Below are 25,674 nucleotides of genomic sequence, written 5' to 3' on the forward strand. Positions count from 1 at the left end.
TTGTTTATCAGTAAGATTAATACTATCAGAAATTTTAGTAGATGTCAAGGCTGAGCAAGTAAAATTGTTTAGCCTTGTTTTTACATTTCCGTTTTTGATGTATTTTTTTACTACCTCAAAAAAATAGACACAAACTAAAGCTTAAAACCCCTTTACAAATCTAGCCATTCATGGTAGAATGGATTTTGTGCGAAATATCAGCAGGAAAGCATGAAGCTCGTCAACAGGTGTCTTATGATAAGTAACCTTGGCTGTTTAGGCGAAGGGCATCTGCACGAATCAGGGCTTTCTAAGTGACTATTTCCACCGAAATATTATTTATATCAGGAGGACATTTACATGTCACGTTATACAGGACCATCTTGGAAACAAGCTCGTCGCCTTGGCCTTTCACTTACAGGTACAGGTAAAGAATTGGCACGTCGTAACTATGTACCAGGACAACACGGACCAAACAACCGTTCAAAATTGTCAGAATACGGTTTGCAATTGGCTGAAAAACAAAAACTTCGTTTCACTTACGGTGTAGGTGAAAAACAATTCCGTAACTTGTTCGTACAAGCTACAAAAATCAAAGGCGGAATCCTAGGTTTCAACTTCATGCTTCTTTTGGAACGTCGTTTGGATAACGTTGTTTACCGTCTTGGTCTTGCGACTACTCGTCGTCAAGCTCGTCAATTCGTAAACCACGGGCACATCCTTGTTGACGGAAAACGCGTTGATATCCCATCATACCGCGTAACTCCAGGTCAAGTGATCTCAGTTCGTGAAAAATCATTGAAAGTTCCAGCTATCCTTGAAGCAGTAGAAGCTACTCTTGGACGTCCAGCATTCGTATCATTCGATGCTGAAAAATTGGAAGGTTCATTGACTCGCTTGCCAGAACGCGATGAAATCAATCCAGAAATCAACGAAGCACTTGTCGTTGAATTCTACAATAAAATGCTTTAATTTTAAGATATATCTTACAGAAAGCCTACAACAGTGGGCTTTTTACTTTGTCTTAAAAGCTTGATTTCTGGGTTTGTCATCATTTTTGTCATCACTTATAACGAACTTACAGCTTTCTCATAAAATGAGACGGCTGTTTTTGCTTTTTCTTTGGAGAGATGACTGTAAGTGTCCATAGTCATAGCTAGTGTAGAATGACCTAGACGGTGTTGTAATTCTTTATATGGTATTCCAGAGTTTAGCAAAAGACTAGCATGTGTGTGTCTAAAACCGTGGAAACCAATATTAGGTACACCAGCATGTTTGAAACGTGTGTTTAAACGAGTGGCGAGTGTTTTATTGTTTGGGTATTGAGGAAATAAAAGAAGTTTAAACGTCTGTCATTTTAAATTTGATGTTTATAAAATGATTAGCAGATAAGAAAAGGAACAACTTTCCTTAGTTGCTTTCAGAATGACAAGGAGATAAGAGAGATAAAAATGTCTCTTAATTCCTTACCAAATAGTATGGAGAATGGACTTGAACCAAGAGCGAACACCGAGAAAATGCAAAAAAGCACTTAGATTTCTCTAGGTGCTTAAGAGTAGTGGACGGTGTGCCTGTCCCGTCATCTCATACTATGAAGTTGCGTAGCGACACTATCATCTCTACCTCACTTCTCTTTAAACTAATTATATCATAAAGGAGTAGGAGCTTGACCACTGACGAAGTAGAAAAGAAACAAAAAGTATTAAAAATTTTGAAAAAGCAACTCAGAGACTAGACTTAGACTTGAAGATAAGTGATTGTATGATGTAGGACGTAAGATATTCGCAAGACGATTTATAGATAGATTAAAGCTATTTCAGTTATATGAGGTACTGGTTGATTTTATCAGTAATTTCAATTTCCTTGATTTCATTTTCAAAGAGTTTAATCCATTTGGTTCTAGAATTAACGGATAATCCATCAAGTTCTTCATCATAGACATCTTTGTCTTCGTAAAGAGCTACGCCTTTAAATATTTGGCCGTCAATATCGGTGATTCTGACAACCTTGTTATTAAATTCTTTAAGTTCCATCAGTCTCTCCTTTCGTGGTACTATAGTCTGTTATATTATTGGAATTCCCTTAATATAAGCTTCTTTGGCTTCTGCAAGTGTCATTTCATTAGGACCACCATCTATATTAGTTTCTCCTGTATTTTGCCACTGACAAACGTCACAGATAGCATATACTGCTGTAACAGTACCACATACTGGACAATGGACATATTCGCTACCGTTAATAATGATTAAATTCTCTTTTCCAGTCTTATTCATTTAAGGTTACTCCCAACACTATACAAATATATTAGCTATTTCAATACACTACTTTTTCAATATCATTGATTGTAATTGTTATGGTATCCCAGTCTTTGGGTGAATCACCTATATCAGCAATAAAAGTATCTTCGCTTAACTTCTCGACAATTGTCGCCGTTTGACCGTTTTTTAACAACACTGTATCAAATTCTTCAATTTTTACGATTTTTCTCCTTGCGTAAGCTTCTTTAGCTTCGGCGAGAGTAATCTTGTTAGGGCCGCCGTCAATATTTATAATACCCGTATTTTGCCAACGACAGACGTCACAGATATCATAGTCCATAACCTCAGTTCCGCAAACGGGACAATGTAACCATAAATATCCATCAATTTCCCAAGTCTTTTTTGATCTATCCATATAAATCCCTCCTCCATAAACTCGCCAAACCAGTCTTTTTGGTGAACCGTGGGTATCACCCCACCTTTCCATCATTATACTGCAAACCGAGAGGGATTGCTAATAATTGAGTGTGTATTCCAGATGTTGTATGATAGTATTATTAGGTAATAAAAAAAGCACGTTTGACCGTGCTAGTTTCTTGCCTGCTGAACTCAAGCACAACCTACGGCTAGCTTCCTAGTATGCATTTTGATTTTCATTGAGTATAAGAAGTCAAATCATGAGAATTAAAGAGACAGCAAAGGCTACTTACCATTTTTTTAAAAGCTATCGTAATGGTGTCTTGTGGATTGAATATTAGGATAGAAAAGTCTATAATGAAGTTAAAGTAAAGGAAGTTTCGTTCTAGATATGATGATACCACCAAGCAAAGAGCTGTTGATTTTTTATAATCAAATTCATGAGTGGGTTGACCAAGTTTATCCAGACCAGGATAAACCTACTGTGTCATTTAAGAAAGACACTCCACAATCTATTTTAGATTTATTTGATAGTATTAAATCTAAAATAGGTTTTGATTACCAAGAACATAAGTATTAAAATAATAATTATGGATAAGTTAAACACGAAAAATAAGATAATTGATGTTTATAAAATAGCGCATCGTCTTGTTTCTATTACTGTTGAGAATCCTGATTTTTCAGATTTGAAAATCAATCATTTTGTGAGAATTGGAGAAAAAGAGTATAGGGTGCATAGTGTCCCTATGATTCATTCAATTCCATTTAGTTTAGATACTTTTACAATTGACTACACAGAGGACGACTTGATGAATAAAGTGGCGGTATTTAGGAGATCGGATAGAGAAGCTTAACGGATCAATTAGAAATTGTAGCAATAATATGGTGTTTGTGATAAAAGACATATAAGGACTAATAGAAAATAAAGGTATTTAAAGATGATTAAAATTTCAATTAGTTTGTTACTAGATGCGATTGAAGATAACATAAACGACGAAGAACTTCAATCTATCGATTTCGAGAGTCATATTAGAAAAATTACAAAAGAATTCCAGGGAGAAAATGGCGAATTCTTAGTAAAAGAAGAAGCGTTTGAAACACTCCCTTTGGACAGAGATAAAAAGGATAAAATCATTGAGCAAATAAAACAGAATAGTCAAAATGTTTTCGAAGACGATTTCGATACCTTGTTGCAATTATATTTTTGAGCACCAAGAATAATTCCAGTGCCTTATTTTACACTAAATAGAAAATGACAAAGATTGATAAACAATTATTACGATGTACAAAATAGAAGATAACTCGTCTAAGAGGCAGTATTCTATTGTGAGTGGAGGTTGTAAAGGTATTGCAACTATCGATAAAATTACTTTGTAATATAGCTATGTTGGAGATGATTTAGGACAATTCGCTTCGTTTGTAAAAGATACTTTAAGTAAAAGTATTAAGTTAGGAAAAGAATTGCCAGATAAGTTTTTGTATGGCTTGGGATAAGTTGCGGAATATTTTATATAGGAGAATCAAGATATATTATGGCGATATTAGATGATTTACGAGCATTGTATGACAATGGTTGGGACGCTTTTTTTGATTATAAGGGTCAAGTATGTGGTATTTTTCCTAATTCTGTTTATGACATTGTAGTCGTACTTGGAGATAATGAATATAAAGTTGTATCTTTTGATGAGTTAATTTCTTTACAGATTAAAGGGAAAACTTTGCTGGAAATCATGAGTGAGGTTGAAGTACAATATGGTTGAAGGACACTAGAGAAAAAGATAGACAATAAATTCAGATGCACAGATTGAAAGTTGAGAAAAAAGTGCTATAATTAAGATATGAAGGATAGAGGTTGAGAATCTGTCACCAACGCGCCACTTATAGTGGGTCGAGAAATGCAGGAGCCCCGACATTCCTGCCTATCCTTGCAAATAAATCAGCCCTTAGAAACGAATCTAGGGGCTTTTTGCTTTGTCTTAAAAGCTTGATTTCTGAGTTTGTATAGAGATTTGCTAGTAAGGGTATTTGTGTATCTAAGTCTATCTATTCCAAGAATGACACGATGTTGATGATATACATTTGGTATGATATAATATTTTGGCCCCCTCACTTTAAGGAAGGGAGGTGTTATATATGCTAGAATTATTTTCCCTTTTTCTAGCTCCGTTACTTATTAACGTGTTATCTGAGCTTTTCAAGTTATGGATAAAGAGACGTAGCAAGTAGCATTTAACCCTTTTAGAGGGTAGCAAAAAACCCCATCGGTGGCACGGTGGGGCTTTTTAGTTATATATGCTAGAAGCATTATTTTCCCTTTATGCTTTCATTCTAACACAACTCCCCTGATATTTCAAGCTTTTGTTTGGATATTTCCTCATAGCTTATTCAATAATTCTAGAACACTGAAGTTTGTGGTTTGAGTTTATTACATTGAAATTACTAGACTCCATTCTACAGGTTAGATGATGAAAAAACTATTTTACACGCAATATCTAATATAGTGAAAAAAAGACGACATCGATTAACTGGAGTGTAGTAGAGTGCTAAAATTACCTGATTCAAATCAGCTTTACAAAAAAGATTGTAGGATAAGTAGAGTCTGAATTGAAATATAAGATAATTAATAAAAAGAAAAAAACGCTTGAATGCGTTTTTCTTCTGTATTGATTCGTATTGAATGCTTACTTAACCTCTGTAAACACAACGTGTTTGCGAAGTTTTGGTGAGTATTTCTTCAATTGAAGGCGGTCTGGAGTGTTACGTTTGTTTTTAGAAGTAAGGTACAAGCGTTCACCAGATTCTTTGTGTTCAAGTGTAATATTTACGCGCATGGTATCTCCCTTCTATTATTCAGCTGATGCAGCTTTAGCGATTTTACGTCCTTTGTAGTATCCTTTAAGTGATACACGGTGAGAACGTGAGTAATCTCCAGTAGTTTCGTCAAAGTTTACAGATGGAGCTGTTACTTTGTAGTGTGTACGACGTTTGTTTTTCTTCGCTTTTGAAGTGCGACGTGCAGGTACTGCCATTTTGATTTCTCCTTTAGGTATTTATATTCGATTCAATCTACTGATTTTCATCAACCATATTAGAATAACACATTTTTTTTGTAAAGTAAAGTTACTTGACAAAAAAAGATGAAAAAATTCTCCTGTCAGACCTAGCAGACAGGAGAAGGTGTTAAATATCAATCTCAAATGGTTCGTCAATGGTTTCTGATACGTATTTTCCGTCTTTTTTCCGTTGCTTGACACATTCTGTGAGGAGATACTCGATTTGCCCATTGACTGATCGGAAGTTATCTTCTGCCCATGATGCGAGTGCAGCGTATAACTTTGTTGAGAGTCGAAGGGGGATCTGCTTTTTTTTAGCTTCAGCCATCTTTAGTAAAGACTTCCTGTGTTGACAATTGGTTGTGCATCATGATTGCCACAAAGAACGACAAGGAGATTTGAAACCATGGCAGCTTTTCGCTCTTTGTCAAGCTCTACCAATTCCCCTTAATTGAGCTGTTCTAGTGCCATTTCAACCATTCCTATTAATTGTTATCTAAATGATATCGCTTTAATTTATAACGTCAAGAAAAAGTAGAAAAATAATTACTAAAAACTTTCAGCCCAATAATTTCTTTTAAAAGGTGAGATTATATTGTGCTCAAATACTCTTTTATTCTTATAACTTTTACACTATAATTGTAGTTAGAAAGGAAGAGAAATGTTTGATTATAGAGCACTAGTTATTTTGATGACTTTGATGGATCATTGTGAGCTATCATTATATGAATTATCTGTTAAGGTGAGCTTACCTATAAAGGAAGTCAAAGAAGGAATAGATTATTTAGTGCCTTATCTAGCTAATAAAGGGATAGTGCTGGATAAAAAGCAAGGTCGCTATAGTTTATCAAATCGTACGAAGCAGTCTTTGACAGATATTATTAAGTCGGATGAATTGGTTTTACCAAAGTCGACTCGCTTAGCATTAATCTATCTTTACACTTTTTGCCGATTAGATTTTATATCGAATAATCATTACCAAGACTTTTTGAAAGTAAGTAAGAATACAACCTTATCTGATATTCAATCATTAAGAAAGATTATATTAGATAATGATTTGGAGCTAGGGTACAGTAGAGCAAAAGGTTATACTTTACACGGCTCAGAGTGGAATAAGCACCGTTTAGCTTTTCAAATGGTTAGTGAGTTGCTGGAATCCTCCATAGGGATTTGGGGTTTGGATTATGTTTTATCCAGTTGGGGGTATTCATTAACTTATGATTTGATAAATCAGGTAGTTAAAGATTATTATGAGAAGCTACAGCTAGTACCTATTGTTAATCAATTAAAAGTTTGCCTTTTCGGTTTAGTATTCATTCTGTGTAGGTATCAAAGGGATGTTGAAAGAGTATGTCTTTCAGAGACATTAGTATCTCCTGTTATTCAAGATATAACCACTATTTTATTGGATACAGTGGTTGATTTGGGAATTATAGATACGGTGTTTTCTGAGGATGATTATCGCTATATCACAGTTTTATTATCAAGTTGCTTTGAAGGTGAAGTAGATGTTGCTCCGGTTTACTTTAATCAATTAACAGAGGCTATTATAAGTAGAATGGAAGATATTTCTTTATTACATTTTAAACAAAGGGAAGGATTGAGAGAAAATCTTCGCCGCCACCTTATACCGGCTTACTATAGATTAAAGTTCGGCTTACCTAGTTCAAATGAATATGTATTGCATGTTAAAGAACATTATCCTGATTTATTTGAGTTAGTCAAAGATTCTTTGATGCCCTTGATGGATGCTATTGACAATCCCATACCTGATAGTGAAACAGCATATTTTGTTATCCATTTCGGAGGTTATTTAAAGAAAGCAGATACTTTGCCTCAAAAATGGTATAAAGCAGCAATCATTTGTCCTAATGGTGTTAGTTCTTCATTGATGTTAAAAGAGAATCTATTAGCATTATTTCCTCAAATTGAGTTTATAGGAACTTCAAAGATTGATGATTTACAGGTGAAAGCTAGTAGTGACTATGATATGGTTTTTTCTACCATAAAGGTGGAGACAGAAAAGCCAAATTATCTAGTCTCGGTTATGATGACTGAAGAGCAAGCAATACAACTAGTAGAACTAGTGTTAAAAGATTTTCCGAATTTAGAGTATGGGGATTTTGAGATTGAACAAATCCTGAATATTGTCAAAAGATATGGAATTATTACACAAGAATTGGAATTAAGATTGGCGTTAAAGAATTATCTTTATCAAAAAAATGATAGAAAGGAAATTGTACCAGTGCTAGAACAACTTATTACCAAAGAAACCTATCAGGTTAGTTCGCAAAAATTAGGATGGAAGGAGGCGATTCGTTTAGCAGCTAAACCGCTTTTGGATCAAGATAAGATAACGGAGAACTACCCTGAGGCAATGATTCAAAAAGTAGAAGAGTTTGGGCCTTTTATTAATTTAGGGAAGGGAGTAGCAATTCCTCACGCTCGGCCAGATGAAGGTGTGAATGAAATAGGAATGTCAATGTTAGTTTTGGAAAAACCGATTTATTTATTGGATAATCCAGAACAAGAGGTAAGATTGTTGATTTGTATTGCAGCCATTGATAATGAAAGTCATTTAAAGGCTTTGTCACATTTAACAACAATTTTAAGAGATAAAAATCATGTTCAAACTTTAATATCATCAAAAAACTATGATGACATTGAAATGATAATTAAACAGGAGGATTAAATAATGTTAAAAATTGGTACAGCTTGTGGTTCAGGATTAGGTTCAAGTTTTATGGTACAGATGAATATTGAATCTGTATTGAGTGATTTGAATGTTTCAGATGTAGAAGTTGAACACTATGATTTAGGTGGAGCAGATCCAAATGCTGCTGATATTTGGATTGTTGGTCGTGATCTAGCTGATTCAGCTAGTCATCTTGGAGATGTTCGTATCTTAAATAGTATTATTGATATGGATGAACTACGAGAATTAATTACTAAACTTTGTGAAGAAAAAGGACTTATATAGGAGGCTAGCGTCATGATGAAGTTCATATTGGATATTGTTAGTACACCAGCTATTTTAGTAGCTTTAATTGCAATCTTAGGATTAGTTCTTCAGAAGAAGAAATTACCAGATATTATTAAAGGTGGAATTAAGACCTTTGTTGGTTTCTTAGTTGTATCTGGTGGTGCAGGAATTGTACAAAATTCTTTAAATCCATTTGGTACCATGTTTGAGCATGCTTTTCATTTATCTGGCGTTGTGCCGAATAATGAAGCAATTGTAGCTGTAGCTTTAACAACATATGGCTCAGCTACTGCAATGATTATGTTTGCAGGTATGGTATTCAATATCTTAATTGCTCGTTTTACTCGATTCAAATATATCTTTTTAACAGGGCACCACACTCTATATATGGCGTGTATGATTGCAGTCATTTTATCAGTTGCTGGCTTTACTAGCCTGCCTCTTATCTTACTAGGAGGATTAGCACTCGGTATTATTATGAGTATTTCCCCAGCATTTGTGCAAAAATATATGGTTCAATTAACTGGAAATGACAAGGTGGCTTTAGGTCATTTCAGTTCTTTGGGATATTGGTTGAGTGGTTTTACTGGTAGCCTTATCGGTGACAAATCAAAATCAACAGAGGACATTAAATTTCCAAAGAGTTTAGCTTTTTTACGTGATAGTACTGTTAGTATTACTTTATCCATGGCAGTTATTTACATTATTGTAGCTATCTTTGCAGGGTCAGAATATATAGAAAAAGAAATCAGTAGTGGTACAAGTGGTCTAGTTTATGCTTTACAATTAGCAGGTCAATTTGCAGCAGGGGTATTTGTTATTTTAGCAGGTGTTCGCCTTATTTTGGGTGAAATTGTTCCAGCCTTTAAAGGTATTTCAGAGCGTCTTGTACCTAATTCAAAACCTGCTTTGGATTGTCCGATTGTTTATACTTATGCACCCAATGCAGTTCTAATTGGATTTATCTCTAGTTTTGTTGGTGGTTTAGTCAGTATGGCAATTATGATTGCTTCAGGAACGGTTGTTATCTTACCAGGCGTTGTGCCTCATTTCTTCTGTGGAGCGACTGCAGGTGTTATTGGGAATGCATCTGGTGGTGTTCGTGGAGCCACTATTGGAGCATTTTTACAAGGTATTTTAATCAGTTTTCTTCCAGTCTTTTTAATGCCAGTTTTGGGAGGACTTGGTTTCCAAGGATCAACTTTCTCAGATGCAGATTTTGGTCTATCAGGAATTATTTTAGGAATGTTAAATCAATTTGGCTCACAAGCAGGCATTGTGATTGGTCTTGTTCTTATTTTAGCAGTTATGTTTGGAGTATCCTTTATTAAAAAGCCATCTGTAAAGGAGGAATAAGGGATGATTTTAAGTAAAAATAGAGAAGATGGGTTAAGAAAATTTGCGACTAACATCCGATTAAATACTCTTAGAACATTGAATCATCTTGGATTCGGACATTACGGAGGAAGTCTGTCTATCGTAGAAGTTTTAGCAGTGCTTTATGGTGAAATAATGCCAATGACTCCAGAAATATTTGCAGCACGAGATAGAGATTATTTCATATTATCAAAAGGTCATGGAGGACCAGCTCTATACAGTACACTCTATTTGAATGGTTTCTTTGACAAAGAATTCTTATATTCTTTAAATACAAATGGAACCAAATTACCGTCTCATCCTGATAGAAATCTAACGCCAGGCATAGATATGACAACGGGCTCTTTAGGACAAGGAATTAGTGTTGCAACTGGACTTGCATATGGTCAGAGAATAAGAAAAAGTCCCTTTTATACCTATGCTATTGTTGGAGATGGTGAGTTAAATGAGGGACAATGTTGGGAGGCTATACAGTTTGCTTCTCATCAACAGTTATCCAACTTAATTGTATTTGTAGACGATAACAAAAAACAATTAGATGGTTTTACAAAGGATATTTGTAATCCAGGTGATTTCGTAGAAAAATTTTCAGCATTTGGATTTGAATCCATTAGGGTCAAAGGTTCAGATATTAGAGAAATTTATGAAGGGATTGTCCAATTAAAACAGTCAAATAATTTATCACCTAAGTGCATTGTATTAGACACTATTAAAGGTCAAGGGGTTCAAGAGCTGGAAGAAATGAAATCCAATCATCATCTTCGCCCTACTGTAGAGGAGAGACAAATGTTAACTTCAGTTGTAGAAAGATTAAGTCAGGAATTGGAGGAAACAGAACGATGAGAAGTACGAAGGAATTACGGCATGTATATAGAGACTTCCTTTTAGAGGCTAACCAAAGTTATTCTGATATAGTAGTTTTAGAAGCCGATCTGTCAAGTTCGATGGCTACTAATAATCTTGAAAAGGACTTTGGAGACCGTTATGTGAATGTTGGGATCATGGAAGCAGAGATGGTCGGACTTGCAGCAGGTTTATCTATTCAGGGGTTTAGACCTTATCTTCATACATTTGGCCCTTTTGCTTCACGAAGGGTATTTGATCAATTATTTATTTCTCTTGGATACGCACAATTGGATGCCACTGTGATTGGCTCAGATGCAGGAGTAACTGCAGAAATGAATGGTGGGACACACATGCCATTTGAAGAAATTGGATTGTTACGTTTAATTCCTAAATCGATCATTTTTGAAGCAACTGATGATATCCAATTTCGTGAAATATTGAACCAGACATTAGACTTAAAAGGACTAAAATATATTCGAACAATTAGAAAAGCTCCAGTTCCTGTGTATCAAGGTGGAGAAGATTTTTCTAAAGGCTACATTGAGTTAAGACATGGTGAAGATGTTGTAATCGTTGCTTCTGGTATAATGGTTGCTCCAAGTATTCGAGTTGCAGATGAACTGTCTAAATTAGGTTATTCAGTAGGTGTGATAGATTTATTTAGAATCAAACCGATACCAGAACAGATAAAAACAATGTTAAGTGGAAAAACTATATTTACTGTAGAAAACCACAATCAGATAGGTGGAATTGGCAGTGCTTTATGTGAATTATTCTCTGATGATGGAATAACAAAAATTCATCGGATGGGTGTTCAAGAAAGATTCGGTCAAGTAGGGAAAATGGATTATCTTCTTAATGAATATGGTTTGAGTGAATCGAATATAAAAGAGAAGGTTCTAGAAATTTATAATGCAAGATAGATGTTAAATACACTTATCTGAAAGAACTTCTGTAAAAATTACATTACGTTATTTAAAGCAAGCGGATTAAAAGCATATTCTGGTAATCAGAAAGTGCCCTGATCCGCTTTGTTGTTTTTAATTTAAAATGTTTATATGTGTATAGAATTTTCTTCTGTTCATTGCTTTTAAAATGTGCTATAATAGTAAAAACTGAAATGGGAGGGAACAAATGACTGAATTAGATAAACGTCACCGCAGTAGCATTTATGACAGCATGGTTAAATCACCAAACCGTGCCATGCTTCGTGCGACTGGTATGACAGATAAAGACTTTGAAACACCGATTGTAGGAGTGATTTCGACTTGGGCGGAAAATACACCATGTAACATTCACTTGCATGATTTTGGGAAATTGGCTAAAGAGGGTGTCAAATCTGCAGGTGCTTGGCCTGTTCAGTTTGGGACAATTACCGTAGCGGACGGGATTGCTATGGGAACGCCTGGTATGCGTTTTTCCCTAACATCTCGTGATATCATCGCGGACTCTATCGAGGCGGCTATGGGTGGTCACAATGTGGATGCCTTTGTTGCTATCGGTGGCTGTGATAAGAACATGCCTGGTTCTATGATTGCCATTGCTAATATGGATATTCCAGCTATTTTCGCCTATGGTGGAACCATTGCACCGGGAAATCTTGATGGCAAAGACATAGACTTGGTTTCTGTTTTTGAGGGTATCGGAAAATGGAACCATGGTGACATGACAGCTGAGGATGTGAAACGTCTTGAATGTAATGCCTGCCCTGGCCCTGGTGGTTGTGGTGGTATGTACACAGCTAATACCATGGCGACTGCTATCGAAGTTCTCGGTATGAGTTTGCCAGGGTCTTCATCTCACCCAGCTGAATCAGCTGACAAGAAAGAAGATATCGAAGCAGCAGGACGTGCTGTTGTTAAGATGTTGGAGCTTGGTCTCAAGCCATCAGATATCTTGACTCGTGAAGCATTTGAAGATGCCATCACTGTGACGATGGCTCTCGGTGGTTCTACAAATGCTACTCTTCACTTGCTTGCCATTGCCCATGCTGCCAATGTTGACTTGTCACTTGAGGACTTCAATACAATCCAAGAACGTGTGCCTCACTTGGCCGACTTGAAACCATCTGGTCAGTATGTCTTCCAAGACCTCTACGAAGTCGGTGGTGTGCCTGCAGTTATGAGATATCTCTTGGCAAATGGTTTCCTTCATGGAGATCGCATCACATGTACTGGTAAGACAGTCGCTGAAAACTTGGCTGACTTTGCAGACCTCACACCAGGTCAAAAAGTTATCATGCCACTTGAAAATCCAAAACGTGCGGACGGTCCGCTTATCATCTTGAACGGGAACCTTGCCCCTGACGGTGCGGTTGCTAAGGTATCAGGTGTGAAAGTGCGTCGTCACGTTGGTCCAGCTAAGGTCTTTGACTCAGAAGAAGATGCTATTCAGGCTGTTCTGACAGATGAAATCGTTGATGGCGATGTAGTCGTTGTTCGTTTCGTTGGACCTAAAGGTGGCCCTGGTATGCCTGAGATGCTATCACTTTCATCCATGATCGTTGGTAAAGGTCAAGGAGACAAGGTTGCCCTCTTGACAGACGGCCGTTTCTCTGGTGGTACTTATGGTCTGGTTGTTGGACATATCGCTCCTGAAGCTCAGGATGGTGGACCAATTGCCTACCTTCGTACAGGCGATATCATTACGGTTGACCAAGATACCAAAGAAATTTCCATGGCCGTATCCGAAGAAGAACTTGAAAAACGCAAGGCAGAAACAACCTTGCCACCACTTTACAGCCGTGGTGTCCTTGGTAAATATGCCCATATCGTATCATCTGCTTCACGCGGAGCCGTGACAGACTTCTGGAATATGGACAAGTCCGGTAAAAAATAAACTTAAAAAGCAAGCCAATCTCGGCTTGCTTCTTTTCATATTCAAAAGTAATTTGCCTGCTTATACTCAATAAAAATCAAAGAGCAAACTAGGAAGTTAGCCGCAGGTTGCTCAAAACACCGTTTTGAGGTTGCAGATAGAACTGACGAAGTCAGTAACATCTATACGACAAGCCGACGCTGACGTGGTTTGAAGAGATTTTTGAAGAGTATTAACGAGGTGGTAGTCCAAGGGCAATGCGGCCGTAGCGACTGATTCGTGTGATTTTCCAAGCAGGCGACCAGGTAACTTCAACCTTGACATCTTCGATACCCTCGATTTGTTTCAGACCTGCGACGATTTCGATAGGCAGGCTTTCGGCGCAATCACAGGCGGTGTCGGTGAAGGTCATGACAATCTTACAGAGACCCGTTTCGTCCAGATTGATTTCATAAATCAACCCTAGATTGTAAACATCCAATTCCACATCTGTATCAAAAACCTTCTCTAGTTTTTCGATAATTTGGTCTTGCAATGCCAAAGCACGGTCATTGATTTTGATATCCTCTCTCATTATAGTCCCTCCACCTGATAAATATCCTCTATTTTCTCATAATTCTGACAATTTGGCAAGTTTTTGATGAATTTTCTGAAAAATATGATAAAATGAAGAAAATACTCAATCAAGGGGAAGCCTATGGAGCAGATTGGAAAAGTCTTTAGACAATTACGAGAGTCAAGAAATATCTCGCTGAGACAAGCAACTGGGGGACAATTTTCGCCGTCTATGTTATCTCGATTTGAAACAGGTCAGAGTGAGCTTTCGGCGGAAAAGTTTCTATTTGCCCTAGAAAATATATCTGCCAGTGTAGAGGAAATCCTCTTTCTGGCGAGAGGTTTTCAGTATGATACAGATTCTGAGTTGAGAAAAGAAATCATAGATGTCTTGGATCCAAAGAATATAGCTCCGCTTGAGGACTTGTATCGCAAGGAGTATCAAAAGCATGCCCATTCTCAAAACAAACAGAAACATATTCTAAATGCCATTATTATCAAGTCTTATATGAAGAGTATGGATGAAACGGTAGAATTAACAGCAGAGGAAGGGAAAGTCCTTCATGATTATTTGTTTTCTACCGAGATCTGGGGAATCTATGAACTCAATTTATTTTCAGTCAGTTCACCATTTCTATCTGTTTCTCTTTTTACTAGATATGTACGAGAGATGGTACGAAAATCTGATTTTCTAATGGAAATGTCTGGCAATCGAAACCTTTTTCACACTATACTATTGAATGGTTTTTTAGTCAGCATTGAGTGTGAAGAATTTACCAATGCCTCTTATTTTAAACGTGTTATCGAAGAGCATTTCTACAATGAAAATGAAACCTATTTCCGAATTGTCTATTTGTGGGCAGAAGGTCTCCTTGATAGTAAGCAGGGTAGAGTCAAGGAAGGTCAGAAAAAGATGGAAGATGCTGTCCGTATTTTTGAGATGCTTGGCTGTAATAAATCTGCCGAATACTATAGAAAAACGACCGATTGTTGAATATCTGCAAACTAAGAAAATTATTTGAAATTTTAAGTGATAGAATTGTTGAGTTCTCTCAGGTCATCAAAGAAATTCTATCGTTTCTTTTTGCTCATTTCATTTGTTGCATATATTCAAAAAAATTTCTCGCTAATTCATAAGTGCTATACTATGGTCATACTTCATATTGAACTTATAACAAGAAGGGAGATTATCTATGAAATTATTGTTTAGAAATCAAGCTTATCGACTCTTGACTTTGTCACGTTTCTTCAATGCTTTTGGTGCTTCGATTTTCAATCTGGTATTTATCGTCTATGCATCGACCCTGCCACAAGCCTCCTTTGCGGTTGCTATGGCCAATATTGTCATGCTTCTTCCTACTCTCTTTACAGTTTTTGTAGGGATTCGGGCAGATTATACGAGGGCCAAGATCAAATGGATGGTCTATAGCGGTTTGTTTCAGGCGGTTTTATTTTTTCTAGTAGCCATAGTTGTTCAGCAAGCTACTCTATTTGCCTTTTCTACTCTGTGTTTGATCAATGTCATTAGTGATGTGATCAGTGATTTTGCTGGTGGTTTGCGCATGCCTCTTATTAAGGAAAAAGTAGCTGAAGAGGATTTGATGGAGGCTTATTCTTTTTCCCAGTTTATCACCTATATTTCAGCTATTAGTGGTCAAGCTTTTGGAGTTTGGCTCTTAGGTCTATCGGTCAACAATTTTTCTCTCGTTGCGGGAATCAATGCCTGCTTTTTCCTCGTATCAGCCTCTATTCTCTTTTTAGGAAAAAGCAAATTAAGCCTGTCAATTTCATCTGCTGATGGTGAATCACTTAAAAATGAGAATCTATCTATCAAAGACCAGTTCCTAACGATTTATCGGAATTTACGTCTCGTTTTTCTTAAAGGTGGACAGAAAAACTTTGGTTTTATGCTCTTTGCTGTCTTGCTTATCAATGCCTTGGGTGGCGCTTTGGGTGGAATTTATAATATCTTCTTTTTGAGCCATTCTCTCTTGAATTTTTCTTACACAGAGGCACTATTTATCAGTCAATTCTGTGCTTTGTTAGCAATCATCATCAGTAGCCTTACGGGCAATGATTATTTTGGGAAGCAGTCCCTGCCTAGATTGATGATGTGGGTGACCGTAGGACTCAGTCTAATTGGTCTAGCTAATTTATTCAATCAAGTCGTACTTGGTTTACTATTTCTCTGTTCAACTCTGTATGTGTCTGGTAAAGTTCAACCAAAGATTAGTGCCATGCTCCTGAAAAATCTAGCTCCAGAGGTTCTAGCTCGTACCAGTAATTTTTTAGGTTTATTGTTTACCTTATCCATACCTGTGGGAACAGCCTGTTTTTCACTTGTAGCTGTATGGAATATACAGTTGACTTGGATGCTATTTGTTGGTCTTTCCTTGTTGGCTATTCTTTTGACAGGTCTTAATCTCAAAAATGATATCTAATACTCTTCGAAAATCTCTTCAAACCACGTCAGTGTCGCCTTACCGTAGATATGGTTACTGACTTCGTCAGTTCTATCCACAACCTCAAAACACTGTTTTGAGCAACCTGCGGCTAACTTCCTAGTTTGCTTTTTGATTTTCATTGAGTATAAATCCTAATTTTTTTCTTACTGTTTTAATCCCTTTATTTATGGTAAAATAAGACTATTAAGTTTAAAGAGGATTCCCTATGAAATTACAAAAACCAAAAGGAACGCAGGATATTTTACCTGCTGAATCTGCCAAATGGCAGTACGTTGAGGGCTTTGCCCGTGAGATTTTCAAGCGCTACAACTATGCAGAAGTGCGTACGCCCATTTTTGAGCATTACGAGGTTATCAGTCGCTCTGTCGGAGATACAACGGATATCGTAACCAAGGAAATGTACGACTTTTATGACAAGAGTGACCGTCATATTACCCTCCGTCCAGAAGGAACTGCGCCCGTTGTCCGTTCCTATGTGGAAAATAAACTCTTCGCCCCAGAAGTGCAAAAGCCAAGTAAGTTCTACTACATGGGACCTATGTTCCGTTACGAGCGTCCACAGGCAGGGCGTTTGCGCCAGTTCCACCAGATTGGTGTTGAGTGTTTTGGCTCTAGCAATCCAGCTACCGATGTGGAAACCATCGCGATGGCAGCCCATTTCTTGAAAGAAATTGGCATCCAAGGTGTCAAACTACACCTCAATACGCTTGGAAATCCTGAGAGCCGTGCGGCTTATCGTCAAGCCTTGATTGACTATTTGACACCGCTCAAGGAGACCTTGTCTAAGGATAGCCAGCGTCGCTTGGAGGAAAACCCTCTCCGTGTCTTGGACTCTAAGGAAAAAGAAGACAAGGTGGCAGTGGAGAATGCACCGTCTATCTTGGATTTCCTTGATGAAGAAAGCCAAGCTCATTTTGATGCGGTGCGTCAGATGTTGGAAAATCTTGGGGTAGACTATATCATCGATACCAATATGGTGCGTGGTCTGGACTACTACAACCACACCATTTTCGAGTTTATCACTGAGATCGAGGGCAATGACTTGACCGTCTGTGCGGGTGGTCGTTACGATGGTTTGGTTGCCTACTTTGGTGGTCCTGAAACTGCTGGCTTTGGTTTTGGACTTGGTGTAGAGCGCCTGCTTCTCATTCTTGAAAAGCAAGGTGTGGCCCTCCCTATCGAAAATGCCCTAGATGTCTATATTGCAGTCTTGGGAGAAGGAGCAAATGTTAAGGCCTTGGAATTGGTACAGGCTCTTCGCCAACAAGGTTTCAAAGCAGAGCGTGATTACCTCAACCGTAAGCTCAAAGCTCAGTTCAAGTCAGCCGATGTCTTTGCGGCTAAGACCCTCATCACTCTAGGTGAGAGCGAAGTCGAAAGCGGACAAGTGACGGTCAAGAACAACCAAACACGAGAAGAAGTGCAAGTATCACTTGATGCTATCAGCCAAAACTTCTCAGAAATCTTTGAAAAATTAGGCTTTTAATAGTAGATAAACTGGTCAGGATTTTACTCCTGACCTTTTTCTTTTGCAAAATGACAAAAATCATAAACTTTTTGACAAATATGCTTGTCAAAAGGAGAAAGATGTGTTACAATATAATCAAGTTAAGAGAAAAGGAGCAGGGAACGATTATGTGGGCATTAGGATTTGTACCTCTTGTGATTATGTTTTATCTCTATCATACCCAAAGGGTCAAGAAATTAGAGAATAAAATCAAAAGAATTGAGCAAAAACAGAAAGGAAATAAAGAAATGTCAAGATTATTAAAAGAATTGATTGGGAAAACACCGACAATCGTTGGACAAGTTTTTGGAACAGATAACTGGGAAGTTGTAGATGTAGATGAGGAATGGGTCAAGCTACGTCGTGTTAATAAAAAAGGAAAAGAAAAATTCAAACTACAACGCATTGAGGATATCCAGACAGTTGAATTTGACGGAGAGTAGGTGTGTAACATGCAACTTAAAAATCGTCTAAAAGAGCTTCGAGCTCGCGATGGTCTCAATCAAACCGAACTAGCTAAGCTAGCAGAGGTTTCCAGACAGACCATTAGCCTACTAGAACGGGATGAGTACACCCCGTCCATTATCATTGCCCTGAAAATATCTCAAATTTTCAACGAAACAGTCGAATCGGTATTTCGCTTGGAGGAGGATGAGTGATGAACATGTATAGAGTGGTTTATTATATGAGTGTTCTTGCCCTTATTGTGAATGCCTTGGCTATGATTGGAACATTACTGGGTTGGTTCTATTTTGTTGAAAGTAAGTATTTGTTTTGGATTAACTTAGTCCTCTTGTCCATTTTCAATCGGTTGAAGAAAAAGGAGAAAGATGATGAACAAGTATAAAGTAATCTATTATGTAGTTGCCATAGCTCTATTAGTCAGCGTGTTTCTACTGATTGGGATGGACCTAGGCTGGTTTAGTCCCTATCAAAGTGACAAATTTGTTTGGGCCTATTTTGCCCTCATACCAGTAATTGAATGGATTGAAAAGAAATCAAAAAATCTAGCAAGTGAAAAAGGAGAATGAATATGAAAGAGTTTTTAGCAGGTTTTCAAGTAGATACTGAGAACAAAGAACTTGCAGGTGTCTGTGCAGGTTTAGGAAATTATTTTAATATCAAGACTAACGTCATCCGTTTAGTAGCAATTTTGCTGTTTCTTTCGTCAACAGAGTTTGGGATTTTAACAGTCATCCTATATGCTTATCTAGCAGGCTGGCTTGGGAGAGATCCTTTAGGAGAAGGGGCGAAAAAAGCAAGAAACCAAGCTATTCTCTTGTTTGCTGTTTGTTTGATTTTAGTATCACTTGGAACAGAGGGTTTGACAGCAATTTATGAATCAGGTAAAGCCTTTGGTCAGTGGTTAGTTGGATTGGTTTAGAAAGAGGTTGAATATGAAAAAGAATAAGAAACGTGGATTGTTATTTTTAATGTCTGTTGTCTTGGGAGGTTTCTTGGGCGGTTTTGTAGGGATGTTTAAGGCTGCTACCGAATCCCACGAAATTATTTTAGATGTAAAAGTCTTGATACCCTGGATATCAGCTATTTGTTTACTGATAGGTTTCATTAGCATTCTTTTGACGTTCAATTTCTTAAAGAAAAGCAGAAAATTTCACTCCTTGTATCAAGAGGAAATGGATGATGATCTGAATGAAAGCTATTATGTGCAAATGTATCGAAATCTCGAGTTTGGAACCATTGCTTTTAATATTGCAAGCGTAGCAATTTCATTGTCTATTTTTCTCTCATTAAATGAAGTGGTTATATTGCATACAGATCACCAAACATTTTCCCTCTCTTTCTTAGTCTTTGTGCTATCCTTAGTCGCTCAAAAATCTCTTTTTAAAACCATTTCGATTGTTCGTCAGTTTGATTTGGCTCTTTTCTCTACACCAAAGGATGTCTTAGATTATGTCAATTCTTACGATGAAGGGGAGCGCCAGGCTAATTTGGAACAGAGTTTTCGAATTTTATTCCAATTACACCAATATGTCTTACCAGCCTTATATGTTTTTCTTATTATCATTTCTTTCTTGACAGGAGAGATTCAGTTACTAGCTTTCTTGCTTGTCGGAGCAATCCATATTTATATCAATGTGATGCAGTTACCTATGGTAAAACGCTATTTCAAATAAAGGAGTTTCTATGATTCGTGTTGAAAATGTAAGTAAAAGTTTTGGGAGCAAAAACGCTCTTCACCAGATTTCTTTTGAGATTAAGGAGGGTGAAATCTTTGGTTTTCTTGGTCCCTCTGGCTCAGGTAAAACAACCATGATCAATGTCTTAACAGGACAGTTGGCTGCAGATCAAGGTAAAACAATTTTGTTAGGTAAGAATTCTCAAGATTTAACCTCAAATGATTTGGAACAAATTGGTATTGTGAGTGATGGCAGTGGTTTTTATGAAAAGATGAGTCTTTATAAAAATCTTCTCATCTACGCTAAGTTATATGGTCTCAAGTCAGATAGAGTAGTTCAGGTGCTTCAACAGGTTGGATTGGCAGATGCTAAAGATATTATTGCAGAAAAGTTATCTACTGGAATGAAACAACGAATGTTCTTGGCTCGTGCCCTTCTGAATGCTCCTAAGATTCTCTTTTTAGATGAGCCAACCAGTGGTTTAGACCCTACAACATCTAAGATGATTCATACCCTACTTCAAGAATTAAAGCAGGCGGGGACAACTATCTTTCTGACCACGCATGATATGCATGAAGCAACTCTGCTTTGTGATCGCTTATCTCTTTTGAATAAGGGAAACTTAATAGAGTATGGAAGTCCACAAGATATTATCCAGAAGTACCATGTGGATAAGAAAGTACGTGTGGTTTATAATGATGGACGAGAACAGATAGTTCCATTTGAAGAATTGCCACATTTAGACACGACAGATTTGATGGTGGTTCACTCTTGTGAGCCGACTTTAGAAGAAATCTTTATCAGATTGACAGGAGAAAAGTTAGATGTTTAGAAAATTAAATGCCCTACTATGGTTAAGATTACAAGTCCTTATTAGCAATTCATCTTTGTTGGCGACTCTATTGTTGCCTTTTGGACTGACTGTTTTATATAATGAATTTTTAAATAAGAATGGACAATTGAGCCTATTTTTTCTATCTGCTAGCTTGACGATGGTCTTGAGCATGGGAAGTGGTTATATGGTATCGATTATGATGGCAGAAGATAAGGAAAAACGAAATCTTAAATCACTCCTCCTAAGTGGTGTGACAGCAACAGAATATACTTTCAGTATGCTCGTTCTCCCTATTCTGATAATGTTACTTGCTATGATTGTGCTTCCCATCTATCTTAAAGTAGATCTATCAGGTTATTTATTTGCCTACGTTATCTATTTGCTCCTAGCAACTATTAGTATTATTTTTCTCAACCTTCTAATCGGTGCGGTGTCAGATACTCAATCTAAAGCGCAAGTTTATAGTATCTTCCCTATGTTAATTGTCTCTTTTTTACCTATGATTGCTTCTCAAAATGATACGGTTCAAAAAGTGTTGGATTATTCGTTCATCGGTCCTATTGTAAATCTTTTAAATAAAAAAGGTGGGGAAATATCTTTTTCTAATATCGGCATGTTACTTGCCTGGGTACTTGTGTTAGGAATAGCAAACCTCTTTGTATTGAAAAACAGTTATAAAGCAAGATAGGAGAACTTTATGAAACTACTTAAAAACCTTGGCTGGTTTCTTCTAGCCATTCTATCCTTTTACTTTATCTATGGTCTGGTTCAGAGCATGGCGCTGTCAGCTCTTGGACTAGGGGCTTCAATCTTTGGAGTCTTACCACTTTATGTCGCCCTGTCAGGGGCCTATGTTTATGGAGTTTACAGATGGTATCAGACAGAAAAGGTTAGCATCCAGACGACTGCTTTTAATCGTTATATCTGGTTGCCTGCTCTGGTTTTGCTAGTGGCGATTACAGCCCAGTTCTTTTTACCAGATGATCCGTCTGTCAATCAACAAATTGTATCACAGCTGACAGTTGCTCAGCCTGTCTTTGGTTTCTTTATGGTAGTGGTCTTTGCTCCTCTGACGGAAGAACTTATTTTTAGAGGAATGCTGGCACGCTATCTATTTCCTAAGCAGGACAACAGCAAACAAACTCTGATTTTCCTTCTGGTATCCAGTGTTCTGTTTGCCTTGATTCATTCTCCAGGAACTTTGCAACAGTTTTTAGTTTATGCTAGTCTAGGATTGAGTTTGGGTCTGGCTTATGTAAGTCGAAAAGGTCTTCTTTACAGTATTTCTCTCCACGCTTTGAATAATTTAGTCGGCTTTTTGATGATTCTCATGCTATAATAGATTCAGGAGGTCACATGAAACGAGTAATTTTATTAGCAGTGATTCAGGCAGTCGTTCTATTTTTCATCATTGGAGCGCTAGCTTATGCCTTCAAAGGCGATTTCTTTTATAGCCATCTAGCAGTGGTCTTTGCCCCTATTGCTGGTATCTGGCGTTTTGGGACAGCTTATACGACGGAAATCGTCTTGCCTCGAAAGGCAGCCGAAATCGCTGAAAAGCGTAAAGCAGGCAAAAATTCAAAATAAAAGAGTCCGGTGAACTTCATCGGATTTTTGTATGGGCGTTAATTTTTAGGGACTTTACTTGATTTTTAAAGTCAGGCAAACTTTTCTGCTGATTTTCATGAAGAGCCTGCGCTTTTATGGTAAAATAGTAACAGAATAAAAGAGGAGAGAAACAATGAAACGTAGTATGTATGCTGGTCGTGTTCGTGAGGAACACATCGGACAAGAAATGACCTTGAAAGGATGGGTTGGCCGTCGTCGTGACCTTGGTGGTTTGATCTTTATCGACCTTCGTGACCGTGAAGGAATCATGCAGTTGGTTATCAACCCTGAAAAAGTATCTGCAGAGGTCATGGCAACAGCTGAAAGCCTTCGTAGCGAATTTGTCATCGAGGTGACAGGTCAGGTCGCTGCGCGTGAGCAAGCCAATGATAAGTTGCCAACTGGTGCAGTTGAGTTGAATGTAACAGCTCTGACAGTGCTTAATACAGCTAAGACAACCCCATTTGAGATTAAGGATGGCATTGAGGCCAATGACGATACACGTTTGCGTTACCGTTACCTTGACCTTCGTCGTCCAGAAATGTTGGAAAATCTTAAACTTCGTGCTAAGGTGACTCACTCTATTCGCAACTACTTGGATGAGTTGGAGTTTATCGACGTGGAGACACCATTCCTTTCTAAGTCAACTCCTGAAGGGGCGCGTGACTACTTGGTGCCATCTCGTGTTAATAAAGGGCATTTCTATGCTCTTCCTCAAAGTCCACAAATCACTAAGCAGTTATTGATGAATGCTGGTTTTGACCGTTACTACCAAATCGTCAAATGTTTCCGTGATGAGGACTTGCGTGGAGACCGCCAGCCTGAGTTTACCCAGGTCGACTTGGAAACGTCTTTCCTTACTGAGCAAGAAATCCAAGATATCACAGAAGGCTTGATTGCGCGCGTGATGAAGGAAACCAAGGGTATCGAAGTAACGTTGCCATTCCCTCGTATGAAATACGATGATGCCATGGCTCTTTACGGTTCTGATAAACCTGATACCCGTTTTGACATGTTGCTTCAGGACTTAACAGAAGTTGTCAAAGGTGTAGACTTTAAAGTCTTTTCAGAAGCACCTGCTGTAAAAGCCATTGTGGTCAAAGGAGCTGCGGACAACTACTCACGTAAAGACATCGATAAGATGACAGAAGTAGCCAAACAGTACGGTGCCAAAGGTCTTGCTTGGGTCAAGGTGGTTGATGGAGAATTAAACGGACCCGTTGCTAAGTTCTTGACTGGCATCCAAGCAGAATTGACAACAGCGCTTGCTCTTGAAGATAAGGATTTGGTTCTCTTTGTGGCAGATACGCTTGAAGTGGCGAATGCAACGCTCGGTGCCCTTCGTGGACGTATTGCCAAAGAGCTTGGCTTGATTGATAACGATAAATTTAACTTCCTTTGGGTGGTTGACTGGCCAATGTTTGAATGGTCTGAAGAAGAAGGTCGTTACATGAGCGCCCACCATCCATTTACCCTTCCACAGGAAGAGACTGCTCACGAATTAGAAGGTGATTTGGCTAAGGTTCGTGCCATTGCTTACGATATCGTATTGAACGGTTATGAGCTTGGTGGTGGTAGCCTTCGTATCAACCAAAAAGACCTTCAAGAGCGTATGTTCAAGGCTCTTGGGTTCTCAGCTGAGGAAGCAAATGACCAGTTTGGCTTCCTTCTTGAAGCCATGGACTATGGTTTCCCACCACACGGTGGTTTGGCTATCGGGCTTGACCGATTTGTTATGTTGCTTGCTGGAGAAGAAAATATCCGTGAAGTCATTGCCTTTCCTAAGAACAACAAGGCAACTGATCCAATGACACAAGCTCCTTCAACAGTAGCTCTCAAACAACTAGAGGAACTCAGCTTACAAGTAGAAGAAGATGAAACAAGCAAAACGAATTAAGCGGTGGCGCTATTATCTGCGCCGCTTTGCTCATCAGATAAAAATTTTACGTGTCTTACAAAGCATCTCTCGCGAAAAATATGATGAGAAGATTTCGGCCTCTCTGGTCTATGGATTTCTATCAGCAGTAGCGGTCAATTTCTTTTTCCAACCAGGGCATGTGTATTCGAGTGGTGCGACAGGTCTGGCACAGATTATCTCTGCCTTGAGTAATCACTGGTTTGGTTTTCATATTCCGATTTCGCTAACCTTCTACGCCATTAACTTCCCTTTGATGGTCTTAGCTTGGTATCAGATTGGTCATAAATTCACTGTCTTTACCTTTATCACGGTGTCCATGAGTTCCTTTTTTATCCAGTTTGTCCCTGTGGCAACCTTGACGGAGGATCCCATTATCAATGCCCTTTTTGGGGGCGTTGTTATGGGCTTGGGGATTGGTTTTGCTCTTCGCAACAATATCTCCAGTGGTGGGACGGATATCGTCAGTTTGACCATTCGCAAGAAAACAGGTAAGAATGTCGGTAGTATTTCTTTCTTGGTAAATGGGACCATCATGCTGATAGCAGGTTTGACCTTTGGTTGGAAATACGCTCTCTACTCTATGATTACCATCTTTGTCTCTAGCCGTGTGACAGATGCGGTCTTTACCAAGCAAAAACGCATGCAGGCCATGATTGTGACCAATCATCCAGATAAGGTAATTGAGAAAATCCATAAAAAATTGCACCGCGGAGCAACCATGATCCACGATGCAGAAGGAACCTATAATCACGAGAGAAAGGCAGTTTTAATTACTGTCATTACACGTGCAGAGTTTAATGAATTTAAACAGATTATGACACAAGTGGATCCAGGGGCCTTTGTCTCTGTATCAGAGAATGTTCATATTTTGGGACGATTCGTTGAAACAGAAAATTAGTGATAAAAAAACCAGCG

Annotated in this window: 33 protein-coding genes and 2 pseudogenes; 26 read left to right on the forward strand and 9 right to left on the reverse strand. The window is 38.0% G+C overall.

Annotation, left to right across the window (positions count from 1 at the left end):
* The first annotated feature begins 339 nt into the window (after nt 1-339).
* Nucleotides 340-951 carry a 30S ribosomal protein S4 gene (gene rpsD, locus ADH54_RS08030; protein ID WP_000092756.1) on the forward strand — a complete coding sequence of 204 codons (612 nt, stop codon included), beginning with the start codon at nt 340-342 and terminating at the stop codon, nt 949-951.
* A gap of 95 nt (nt 952-1,046) precedes the next feature.
* Here the strand turns inward: rpsD and ADH54_RS11500 are convergent.
* The 4 genes and pseudogenes from ADH54_RS11500 to ADH54_RS12490 form a co-directional block, all read right to left on the reverse strand.
* Nucleotides 1,047-1,304, reverse strand: a pseudogene (locus tag ADH54_RS11500) (tyrosine-type recombinase/integrase); the annotation flags it as partial.
* A 495-nt stretch (nt 1,305-1,799) separates the two neighbouring features.
* Nucleotides 1,800-2,012: a hypothetical protein gene (locus tag ADH54_RS08035; protein ID WP_049524704.1), complete on the reverse strand. Its 213-nt coding sequence runs from the start codon at nt 2,010-2,012 to the stop codon at nt 1,800-1,802.
* A gap of 30 nt (nt 2,013-2,042) precedes the next feature.
* The gene (locus ADH54_RS08040) at nt 2,043-2,252 is read right to left on the reverse strand and encodes a CPCC family cysteine-rich protein (RefSeq protein ID WP_049524705.1); all 210 of its coding nucleotides are present in this window, start codon (nt 2,250-2,252) and stop codon (nt 2,043-2,045) included.
* Between the two features lie 214 nt (nt 2,253-2,466).
* Nucleotides 2,467-2,652, reverse strand: a pseudogene (locus ADH54_RS12490) (CPCC family cysteine-rich protein); the annotation flags it as partial.
* Nucleotides 2,653-3,045: 393 nt separating this feature from the next.
* Between ADH54_RS12490 and ADH54_RS08055 the strand changes: the two are divergent.
* The 4 genes from ADH54_RS08055 (at nt 3,046) to ADH54_RS08070 (ending at nt 4,414) form a co-directional block, all read left to right on the forward strand.
* On the forward strand, nt 3,046-3,234 hold the full coding sequence (locus tag ADH54_RS08055) for a hypothetical protein (RefSeq protein WP_080710438.1): 189 nt from the start codon (nt 3,046-3,048) through the stop codon (nt 3,232-3,234).
* A 10-nt stretch (nt 3,235-3,244) separates the two neighbouring features.
* Nucleotides 3,245-3,508 (forward strand): hypothetical protein, encoded by a 264-nt coding sequence (locus tag ADH54_RS11510; RefSeq protein ID WP_080980829.1) that lies wholly within the window; start codon nt 3,245-3,247, stop codon nt 3,506-3,508.
* Nucleotides 3,509-3,592: 84 nt separating this feature from the next.
* On the forward strand, nt 3,593-3,862 hold the full coding sequence (locus tag ADH54_RS08065) for a hypothetical protein (RefSeq protein ID WP_020900513.1): 270 nt from the start codon (nt 3,593-3,595) through the stop codon (nt 3,860-3,862).
* A 324-nt stretch (nt 3,863-4,186) separates the two neighbouring features.
* Entirely contained in the window at nt 4,187-4,414 is a 228-nt protein-coding gene (locus tag ADH54_RS08070) for a hypothetical protein (RefSeq protein WP_049524706.1), read from the forward strand.
* A 921-nt stretch (nt 4,415-5,335) separates the two neighbouring features.
* On the opposite strand, the gene rpmG is transcribed toward ADH54_RS08070, so the two are convergent.
* From rpmG to ADH54_RS08085, 3 genes are all read right to left on the reverse strand, one after another.
* Nucleotides 5,336-5,485, reverse strand: a complete 150-nt coding sequence (gene rpmG, locus ADH54_RS08075; RefSeq protein WP_001265622.1) for a 50S ribosomal protein L33 — start codon at nt 5,483-5,485, stop codon at nt 5,336-5,338.
* A 15-nt stretch (nt 5,486-5,500) separates the two neighbouring features.
* Nucleotides 5,501-5,683, reverse strand: a complete 183-nt coding sequence (rpmF, locus tag ADH54_RS08080; protein WP_000290417.1) for a 50S ribosomal protein L32 — start codon at nt 5,681-5,683, stop codon at nt 5,501-5,503.
* A 151-nt stretch (nt 5,684-5,834) separates the two neighbouring features.
* On the reverse strand, nt 5,835-6,035 hold the full coding sequence (locus tag ADH54_RS08085) for a PTS ascorbate transporter subunit IIC (protein WP_000796545.1): 201 nt from the start codon (nt 6,033-6,035) through the stop codon (nt 5,835-5,837).
* Nucleotides 6,036-6,368: 333 nt separating this feature from the next.
* Between ADH54_RS08085 and ADH54_RS08090 the strand changes: the two genes are divergently transcribed.
* The 6 genes from ADH54_RS08090 to ilvD all read left to right on the forward strand — a co-directional run bounded on the left by ADH54_RS08090 (nt 6,369) and on the right by ilvD (nt 13,751).
* Entirely contained in the window at nt 6,369-8,399 is a 2,031-nt protein-coding gene (locus ADH54_RS08090) for a BglG family transcription antiterminator (protein WP_049524707.1), read from the forward strand.
* Between the two features lie 3 nt (nt 8,400-8,402).
* The gene (locus tag ADH54_RS08095) at nt 8,403-8,687 is read left to right on the forward strand and encodes a PTS sugar transporter subunit IIB (protein ID WP_000912476.1); all 285 of its coding nucleotides are present in this window, start codon (nt 8,403-8,405) and stop codon (nt 8,685-8,687) included.
* 12 nt (nt 8,688-8,699) lie between these two features.
* Nucleotides 8,700-10,046: a PTS ascorbate transporter subunit IIC gene (locus ADH54_RS08100; RefSeq protein WP_000975300.1), complete on the forward strand. Its 1,347-nt coding sequence runs from the start codon at nt 8,700-8,702 to the stop codon at nt 10,044-10,046.
* Between the two features lie 3 nt (nt 10,047-10,049).
* Nucleotides 10,050-10,910 (forward strand): transketolase, encoded by an 861-nt coding sequence (locus ADH54_RS08105; RefSeq protein WP_049524708.1) that lies wholly within the window; start codon nt 10,050-10,052, stop codon nt 10,908-10,910.
* A complete protein-coding gene (locus tag ADH54_RS08110) occupies nt 10,907-11,836 on the forward strand; it encodes a transketolase family protein (protein WP_049524709.1) in 930 nt (309 codons plus the stop codon). The genes ADH54_RS08105 and ADH54_RS08110 overlap by 4 nt, the downstream gene beginning before the upstream one ends.
* 211 nt (nt 11,837-12,047) lie before the next feature.
* A complete protein-coding gene (gene ilvD / locus ADH54_RS08115; RefSeq protein WP_049524710.1) occupies nt 12,048-13,751 on the forward strand; it encodes a dihydroxy-acid dehydratase in 1,704 nt (567 codons plus the stop codon).
* 211 nt (nt 13,752-13,962) lie between these two features.
* Here the strand turns inward: ilvD and ADH54_RS08125 are convergent, their stop codons facing one another.
* Nucleotides 13,963-14,304, reverse strand: a complete 342-nt coding sequence (locus tag ADH54_RS08125) for a metal-sulfur cluster assembly factor (protein ID WP_001206380.1) — start codon at nt 14,302-14,304, stop codon at nt 13,963-13,965.
* A 123-nt stretch (nt 14,305-14,427) separates the two neighbouring features.
* Between ADH54_RS08125 and rgg the strand changes: the two genes are divergently transcribed.
* Together rgg and ADH54_RS08135 are read left to right on the forward strand one after the other, a co-directional pair.
* Nucleotides 14,428-15,279, forward strand: coding sequence for a quorum-sensing system transcriptional regulator Rgg (rgg, locus tag ADH54_RS08130; protein WP_049524711.1), 852 nt, complete (start codon nt 14,428-14,430; stop codon nt 15,277-15,279).
* Nucleotides 15,280-15,478: 199 nt separating this feature from the next.
* On the forward strand, nt 15,479-16,726 hold the full coding sequence (locus ADH54_RS08135; RefSeq protein WP_049524712.1) for a transporter: 1,248 nt from the start codon (nt 15,479-15,481) through the stop codon (nt 16,724-16,726).
* On the opposite strand, the gene ADH54_RS12495 is transcribed toward ADH54_RS08135, so the two are convergent.
* A complete protein-coding gene (locus ADH54_RS12495; RefSeq protein ID WP_000694304.1) occupies nt 16,723-16,869 on the reverse strand; it encodes a hypothetical protein in 147 nt (48 codons plus the stop codon). The two genes, ADH54_RS08135 and ADH54_RS12495, sit on opposite strands and share 4 nt — an antisense overlap.
* A gap of 86 nt (nt 16,870-16,955) precedes the next feature.
* Here ADH54_RS12495 and hisS point away from each other — a divergent pair, with 86 nt between their 5' ends.
* The 13 genes from hisS (at nt 16,956) to ADH54_RS08205 (ending at nt 25,657) form a co-directional block, all read left to right on the forward strand.
* Nucleotides 16,956-18,236, forward strand: a complete 1,281-nt coding sequence (gene hisS / locus ADH54_RS08145; RefSeq protein WP_049524713.1) for a histidine--tRNA ligase — start codon at nt 16,956-16,958, stop codon at nt 18,234-18,236.
* Nucleotides 18,236-18,700: a hypothetical protein gene (locus ADH54_RS08150; protein ID WP_049524714.1), complete on the forward strand. Its 465-nt coding sequence runs from the start codon at nt 18,236-18,238 to the stop codon at nt 18,698-18,700. The genes hisS and ADH54_RS08150 overlap by 1 nt, the downstream gene beginning before the upstream one ends.
* A gap of 9 nt (nt 18,701-18,709) precedes the next feature.
* A complete protein-coding gene (locus ADH54_RS08155; RefSeq protein ID WP_020900531.1) occupies nt 18,710-18,916 on the forward strand; it encodes a helix-turn-helix transcriptional regulator in 207 nt (68 codons plus the stop codon).
* Nucleotides 18,916-19,104, forward strand: coding sequence for a hypothetical protein (locus ADH54_RS08160; protein ID WP_023944022.1), 189 nt, complete (start codon nt 18,916-18,918; stop codon nt 19,102-19,104). Before ADH54_RS08155 ends, ADH54_RS08160 begins: the two co-directional genes overlap by 1 nt.
* The gene (locus tag ADH54_RS08165; protein WP_049524715.1) at nt 19,091-19,288 is read left to right on the forward strand and encodes a hypothetical protein; all 198 of its coding nucleotides are present in this window, start codon (nt 19,091-19,093) and stop codon (nt 19,286-19,288) included. Before ADH54_RS08160 ends, ADH54_RS08165 begins: the two co-directional genes overlap by 14 nt.
* Before the next feature lie 2 nt (nt 19,289-19,290).
* The gene (locus tag ADH54_RS08170) at nt 19,291-19,641 is read left to right on the forward strand and encodes a PspC domain-containing protein (protein ID WP_049524716.1); all 351 of its coding nucleotides are present in this window, start codon (nt 19,291-19,293) and stop codon (nt 19,639-19,641) included.
* Nucleotides 19,642-19,654: 13 nt separating this feature from the next.
* Nucleotides 19,655-20,395 carry a DUF3169 family protein gene (locus ADH54_RS08175; protein ID WP_049524717.1) on the forward strand — a complete coding sequence of 247 codons (741 nt, stop codon included), beginning with the start codon at nt 19,655-19,657 and terminating at the stop codon, nt 20,393-20,395.
* Nucleotides 20,396-20,405: 10 nt separating this feature from the next.
* Nucleotides 20,406-21,230: an ABC transporter ATP-binding protein gene (locus ADH54_RS08180; RefSeq protein WP_049524718.1), complete on the forward strand. Its 825-nt coding sequence runs from the start codon at nt 20,406-20,408 to the stop codon at nt 21,228-21,230.
* Nucleotides 21,223-21,921: an ABC transporter permease gene (locus tag ADH54_RS08185; RefSeq protein ID WP_049524719.1), complete on the forward strand. Its 699-nt coding sequence runs from the start codon at nt 21,223-21,225 to the stop codon at nt 21,919-21,921. Before ADH54_RS08180 ends, ADH54_RS08185 begins: the two co-directional genes overlap by 8 nt.
* A 9-nt stretch (nt 21,922-21,930) precedes the next feature.
* Nucleotides 21,931-22,572, forward strand: a complete 642-nt coding sequence (locus ADH54_RS08190; RefSeq protein ID WP_049524720.1) for a CPBP family intramembrane glutamic endopeptidase — start codon at nt 21,931-21,933, stop codon at nt 22,570-22,572.
* A gap of 17 nt (nt 22,573-22,589) precedes the next feature.
* Nucleotides 22,590-22,820: a hypothetical protein gene (locus tag ADH54_RS08195; protein WP_033682917.1), complete on the forward strand. Its 231-nt coding sequence runs from the start codon at nt 22,590-22,592 to the stop codon at nt 22,818-22,820.
* Nucleotides 22,821-22,974: 154 nt separating this feature from the next.
* Nucleotides 22,975-24,738: an aspartate--tRNA ligase gene (gene aspS / locus ADH54_RS08200; protein WP_033681065.1), complete on the forward strand. Its 1,764-nt coding sequence runs from the start codon at nt 22,975-22,977 to the stop codon at nt 24,736-24,738.
* Nucleotides 24,716-25,657 (forward strand): YitT family protein, encoded by a 942-nt coding sequence (locus tag ADH54_RS08205; RefSeq protein ID WP_049524721.1) that lies wholly within the window; start codon nt 24,716-24,718, stop codon nt 25,655-25,657. Before aspS ends, ADH54_RS08205 begins: the two co-directional genes overlap by 23 nt.
* Nucleotides 25,658-25,674: the final 17 nt, after the last annotated feature.

This window comes from Streptococcus pseudopneumoniae, from assembly GCF_001072315.1.
Classification (GTDB): domain Bacteria; phylum Bacillota; class Bacilli; order Lactobacillales; family Streptococcaceae; genus Streptococcus; species Streptococcus pseudopneumoniae_R.

What these genes read in the sequence shown, in the direction of transcription:
- rpsD (WP_000092756.1), top strand. Translation starts at nt 340, where the DNA reads ATGTCACGTTATACAGGACCATCTTGGAAACAAGCTCGTCGCCTTGGC.
- ADH54_RS08035 (WP_049524704.1), bottom strand. Translation starts at nt 2,012, where the DNA reads ATGGAACTTAAAGAATTTAATAACAAGGTTGTCAGAATCACCGATATT.
- ADH54_RS08040 (WP_049524705.1), bottom strand. Translation starts at nt 2,252, where the DNA reads ATGAATAAGACTGGAAAAGAGAATTTAATCATTATTAACGGTAGCGAA.
- ADH54_RS08055 (WP_080710438.1), top strand. Translation starts at nt 3,046, where the DNA reads ATGATGATACCACCAAGCAAAGAGCTGTTGATTTTTTATAATCAAATT.
- ADH54_RS11510 (WP_080980829.1), top strand. Translation starts at nt 3,245, where the DNA reads ATGGATAAGTTAAACACGAAAAATAAGATAATTGATGTTTATAAAATA.
- ADH54_RS08065 (WP_020900513.1), top strand. Translation starts at nt 3,593, where the DNA reads ATGATTAAAATTTCAATTAGTTTGTTACTAGATGCGATTGAAGATAAC.
- ADH54_RS08070 (WP_049524706.1), top strand. Translation starts at nt 4,187, where the DNA reads ATGGCGATATTAGATGATTTACGAGCATTGTATGACAATGGTTGGGAC.
- rpmG (WP_001265622.1), bottom strand. Translation starts at nt 5,485, where the DNA reads ATGCGCGTAAATATTACACTTGAACACAAAGAATCTGGTGAACGCTTG.
- rpmF (WP_000290417.1), bottom strand. Translation starts at nt 5,683, where the DNA reads ATGGCAGTACCTGCACGTCGCACTTCAAAAGCGAAGAAAAACAAACGT.
- ADH54_RS08085 (WP_000796545.1), bottom strand. Translation starts at nt 6,035, where the DNA reads ATGGCTGAAGCTAAAAAAAAGCAGATCCCCCTTCGACTCTCAACAAAG.
- ADH54_RS08090 (WP_049524707.1), top strand. Translation starts at nt 6,369, where the DNA reads ATGTTTGATTATAGAGCACTAGTTATTTTGATGACTTTGATGGATCAT.
- ADH54_RS08095 (WP_000912476.1), top strand. Translation starts at nt 8,403, where the DNA reads ATGTTAAAAATTGGTACAGCTTGTGGTTCAGGATTAGGTTCAAGTTTT.
- ADH54_RS08100 (WP_000975300.1), top strand. Translation starts at nt 8,700, where the DNA reads ATGATGAAGTTCATATTGGATATTGTTAGTACACCAGCTATTTTAGTA.
- ADH54_RS08105 (WP_049524708.1), top strand. Translation starts at nt 10,050, where the DNA reads ATGATTTTAAGTAAAAATAGAGAAGATGGGTTAAGAAAATTTGCGACT.
- ADH54_RS08110 (WP_049524709.1), top strand. Translation starts at nt 10,907, where the DNA reads ATGAGAAGTACGAAGGAATTACGGCATGTATATAGAGACTTCCTTTTA.
- ilvD (WP_049524710.1), top strand. Translation starts at nt 12,048, where the DNA reads ATGACTGAATTAGATAAACGTCACCGCAGTAGCATTTATGACAGCATG.
- ADH54_RS08125 (WP_001206380.1), bottom strand. Translation starts at nt 14,304, where the DNA reads ATGAGAGAGGATATCAAAATCAATGACCGTGCTTTGGCATTGCAAGAC.
- rgg (WP_049524711.1), top strand. Translation starts at nt 14,428, where the DNA reads ATGGAGCAGATTGGAAAAGTCTTTAGACAATTACGAGAGTCAAGAAAT.
- ADH54_RS08135 (WP_049524712.1), top strand. Translation starts at nt 15,479, where the DNA reads ATGAAATTATTGTTTAGAAATCAAGCTTATCGACTCTTGACTTTGTCA.
- ADH54_RS12495 (WP_000694304.1), bottom strand. Translation starts at nt 16,869, where the DNA reads ATGAAAATCAAAAAGCAAACTAGGAAGTTAGCCGCAGGTTGCTCAAAA.
- hisS (WP_049524713.1), top strand. Translation starts at nt 16,956, where the DNA reads ATGAAATTACAAAAACCAAAAGGAACGCAGGATATTTTACCTGCTGAA.
- ADH54_RS08155 (WP_020900531.1), top strand. Translation starts at nt 18,710, where the DNA reads ATGCAACTTAAAAATCGTCTAAAAGAGCTTCGAGCTCGCGATGGTCTC.
- ADH54_RS08160 (WP_023944022.1), top strand. Translation starts at nt 18,916, where the DNA reads ATGAACATGTATAGAGTGGTTTATTATATGAGTGTTCTTGCCCTTATT.
- ADH54_RS08165 (WP_049524715.1), top strand. Translation starts at nt 19,091, where the DNA reads ATGAACAAGTATAAAGTAATCTATTATGTAGTTGCCATAGCTCTATTA.
- ADH54_RS08170 (WP_049524716.1), top strand. Translation starts at nt 19,291, where the DNA reads ATGAAAGAGTTTTTAGCAGGTTTTCAAGTAGATACTGAGAACAAAGAA.
- ADH54_RS08175 (WP_049524717.1), top strand. Translation starts at nt 19,655, where the DNA reads ATGAAAAAGAATAAGAAACGTGGATTGTTATTTTTAATGTCTGTTGTC.
- ADH54_RS08180 (WP_049524718.1), top strand. Translation starts at nt 20,406, where the DNA reads ATGATTCGTGTTGAAAATGTAAGTAAAAGTTTTGGGAGCAAAAACGCT.
- ADH54_RS08185 (WP_049524719.1), top strand. Translation starts at nt 21,223, where the DNA reads ATGTTTAGAAAATTAAATGCCCTACTATGGTTAAGATTACAAGTCCTT.
- ADH54_RS08190 (WP_049524720.1), top strand. Translation starts at nt 21,931, where the DNA reads ATGAAACTACTTAAAAACCTTGGCTGGTTTCTTCTAGCCATTCTATCC.
- ADH54_RS08195 (WP_033682917.1), top strand. Translation starts at nt 22,590, where the DNA reads ATGAAACGAGTAATTTTATTAGCAGTGATTCAGGCAGTCGTTCTATTT.
- aspS (WP_033681065.1), top strand. Translation starts at nt 22,975, where the DNA reads ATGAAACGTAGTATGTATGCTGGTCGTGTTCGTGAGGAACACATCGGA.
- ADH54_RS08205 (WP_049524721.1), top strand. Translation starts at nt 24,716, where the DNA reads ATGAAACAAGCAAAACGAATTAAGCGGTGGCGCTATTATCTGCGCCGC.